Genomic DNA, 2688 nt, shown 5'->3' with positions numbered 1-2688 from the left:
GGCACGGTGCGAGTGAGCATGGTGCCCAGGATGCCGTAGCGGGTACGGCCCGTCCCGCAGGGTGGACTCAGGCCCCGAGCAGGGCGAGCATGTCGGCGTTGTCGAACATGCGGGCGGTCTCCACCGCCGACGGGCTGCCCGCCGACGCGTCCGCACCGCCGTCGAGCAGGGCCTGCACCACGTCGGGCTCGTTCTTGAACACCGCGCCGGCGAGCGGGCTCTGCCCGCGGTCGTTGAGCCGGTCCGGGTCCGCACCGCGGCGGAGCAGGGCCCGGACGGTCCCGGCGTGCCCGTGGTACGCGGCCAACATCACAAGGGTGTCGCCCTTGTCGTTGGTCAGGTTCGGCGAGATCCCCGCGTCCACGTAGGCGGCCAGGGTCTCGGTGTGTCCGTGCCGGGCCATGTCGAAGACCCGCGCCCACAGGTCGAGCAGTTCCGGGTCCGGCTCCCGCGGCGTCTCACTCATCCCGTCAGCCTGCCACGGGGGGCCGGTCAGGACAGCACGTCGGCGACGCTGCGCAGGGTCGCCGCGTCCCCCCGGACGAGCAGGGTGGTCACCACGGACTCCTCCCAGGCGGCGAGTTCGTCCCGGATCTTCGCGGGCGGACCGATCAGCGAGGTGTCCTCGACCAGGCGCGTGGGGATCGCGGCGGTGGCCTCGTCCTTGTGGCCCGCGAGGTAGAGCTCCTGCACCCGGTCGGCCACCTCCTCGTAGCCCATCCGCGCGAACACGTCGCGGTGGAAGTTGACATTGCGGGCTCCCATGCCGCCGATGTAGAGGGCCAGCGACGGCTTGATCAGGTCGGCTGCGGCCTCCACGTCGTCGTGCACGATCACCGGCACCGACGCGGCCACCTCGAACGACGCGGGCGGCCGCGCCCGCCGGGCGAAGCCCTCGTCGAGGGCGGCGCGGTAGAAGCCGTCACTGCGCGGGGAGAAGAACAGCGGCAGCCAGCCGTCGCCGATCTCGGCGGACAGTGCGACGTTCTTCGGCCCCTCGGCGGCCAGGTAGATCGGGATGTGCTCGCGCAGCGGGTGGACGGTGGGCTTGAGCGGCTTGCCCAGCCCGGTCCCGGAGTGCAGCGGGAGTTGGTAGTGGGCGCCGTCGTGGGTCACGGGTTCGGCACGCGCGACGACCTTGCGGATGATGTCGACGTACTCCCGGGTGCGCGCCAGCGGCTTCGGGTACGGCATGCCGTACCAGCCCTCGACCACCTGCGGACCGGAGGCGCCGAGGCCGAGGACGAACCGGCCGCCGCTGAGGTGGTCGAGGGTCATCGCCGCCATCGCGGTCGCCGTCGGGGTCCGCGCGGACATCTGCACGATGTTCGTGCCGAGGGTGACCCGCGAGGTGGCCGAGCCCCACCACGCGAGCGGGGTCAGCGCGTCCGACCCGTATCCCTCGGCGGTCCAGACCGAGTCGAAGCCGAGTTCCTCGGCGGTGCGGATCGTCTCCGCCGCGTGCGCGGGCGGGCCGGACGACCAGTAGCCGAGGTGGTAGCCGAGTTTCACGGGCCGCGGTCTCCCTTCGGGTCAACGCTCACCGGAGCGGGCCGGTCGGACCGCCGGCGAGTAGTGCGTGGGTTTGTCCCGTTCCTCCGGTGGCGGAAGGTTCCGCGCCGGGGTCTCCACCGGTGCCGTGTCCACCGGGTCCCGGCCCAGCGCCCGCCGCCAGCCCGCCCGGGCGCGGGGGTGGTAGCGACGTTCGAACGGGACCAGCCGGAACGCGGCGTTGATCGCGCGGCCGAGCAGCCGGTGCCACCGCTCGTCGCGGGCGGTCCACCGGTAGCCGAGCAGCTCGCGCACCGGCGGGTCGTACATCCCGACGGTCAGCCACACGAACCCGGACATCAGCGGCCTGCGCACCAGGCGCCACAGCGGGAAGGGCAGCCACCGCAGGAACGGCGGCCGGGCGATGTCGGCGACGTCGAGCACGTCCCGGGTGGCCTTGTTGTCCTCCAGCACCTCGGTGCACATCCGGTGCCAGTACCGCTGGAACTCCTCCCAGCTGTCCGGCACCGGCCGCATGCTCACGCCGTACATCCGGTACCACCGCACGTGCTCGTCGAACAGGGTGCGCCGCTGCTCCTCGGTGAGCCCACCCATGAAATGCTCGGCGATACGCAGGGTGCTGACGAAGAAGGTGGCGTGGGCCCAGTAGAAGGTGTCCGGATCGAGGGCGTGGTAGCGGCGCCCGTGGGCGTCGACGCCGGAGACCGTGTCGTGGTAGCCACGGACCTGCCGCGCGGTCTCCCGGGCGCGGGGGCCGTCGTAGACGACCCCGCCGATCGGGTAGAGCGAACGGAGCAGGCGCTGCCACCGCTCGGCGAAGAAGCGCGAGTGCTGCTCCACGCCCGCGCCGAGGCCGGGGTGCATGTTCTGCATGGAGCCCGCCCACAGGGCGATCAGCAACCCGCGCCAGTCGCCGAAGTAACGCCAGGTCAGCGAGTCGGGCCCGAGCGGCTCGACGTCGTCACGGTCGGCGTGTGGCATGCGACCCAGCGTAGAAGTGACAACAGCCGTAGTCAATTGTGGCACGGTCGGACGTGGGACGGGTGATGACGGACTCGGGGAACGCGGAACGCACCTGGGCGGGCACGACACTGGCCGACCGGCGGGCCGCCCGGCGGCGGCAACTGCTCGACGCCGGGCTCGACCTGCTCGGCGGCACACCCGCCACGGGCGGCG

3 protein-coding genes and 1 pseudogene are annotated in these 2688 nt (G+C 72.4%); 1 reads left to right on the top strand and 3 read right to left on the bottom strand.

The window, feature by feature from the left end; all coding sequences use genetic code 11:
• Nucleotides 1-67: 67 nt before the first annotated feature.
• The 3 genes from ACTIR_RS0108690 to ACTIR_RS0108680 are packed head-to-tail and all read right to left on the bottom strand — an operon-like array spanning nt 68 to nt 2493.
• Nucleotides 68-466, bottom strand: a complete 399-nt coding sequence (locus tag ACTIR_RS0108690; protein WP_026453969.1) for an ankyrin repeat domain-containing protein — start codon at nt 464-466, stop codon at nt 68-70.
• Between the two features lie 26 nt (nt 467-492).
• Nucleotides 493-1512 (bottom strand): LLM class F420-dependent oxidoreductase, encoded by a 1020-nt coding sequence (locus tag ACTIR_RS0108685; RefSeq protein ID WP_026453968.1) that lies wholly within the window; start codon nt 1510-1512, stop codon nt 493-495.
• A 21-nt stretch (nt 1513-1533) separates the two neighbouring features.
• Entirely contained in the window at nt 1534-2493 is a 960-nt protein-coding gene (locus ACTIR_RS0108680; RefSeq protein WP_026453967.1) for an oxygenase MpaB family protein, read from the bottom strand.
• A gap of 65 nt (nt 2494-2558) precedes the next feature.
• On the opposite strand from ACTIR_RS0108680, the pseudogene ACTIR_RS27830 reads away from it, so the two are divergent.
• Nucleotides 2559-2688 (top strand): annotated as a pseudogene (locus ACTIR_RS27830) (TetR/AcrR family transcriptional regulator); the annotation flags it as partial.

This window comes from Saccharomonospora iraqiensis subsp. iraqiensis, assembly GCF_000430445.1.
Classification (GTDB): domain Bacteria; phylum Actinomycetota; class Actinomycetes; order Mycobacteriales; family Pseudonocardiaceae; genus Saccharomonospora; species Saccharomonospora iraqiensis.
This window is presented reverse-complemented; position numbering and strand designations above follow the sequence as displayed.

Coding starts and splice junctions, on each gene's coding strand:
- ACTIR_RS0108690 (WP_026453969.1), bottom strand. CDS start 466: ATGAGTGAGACGCCGCGGGAGCCGGACCCGGAACTGCTCGACCTGTGG.
- ACTIR_RS0108680 (WP_026453967.1), bottom strand. CDS start 2,493: ATGCCACACGCCGACCGTGACGACGTCGAGCCGCTCGGGCCCGACTCG.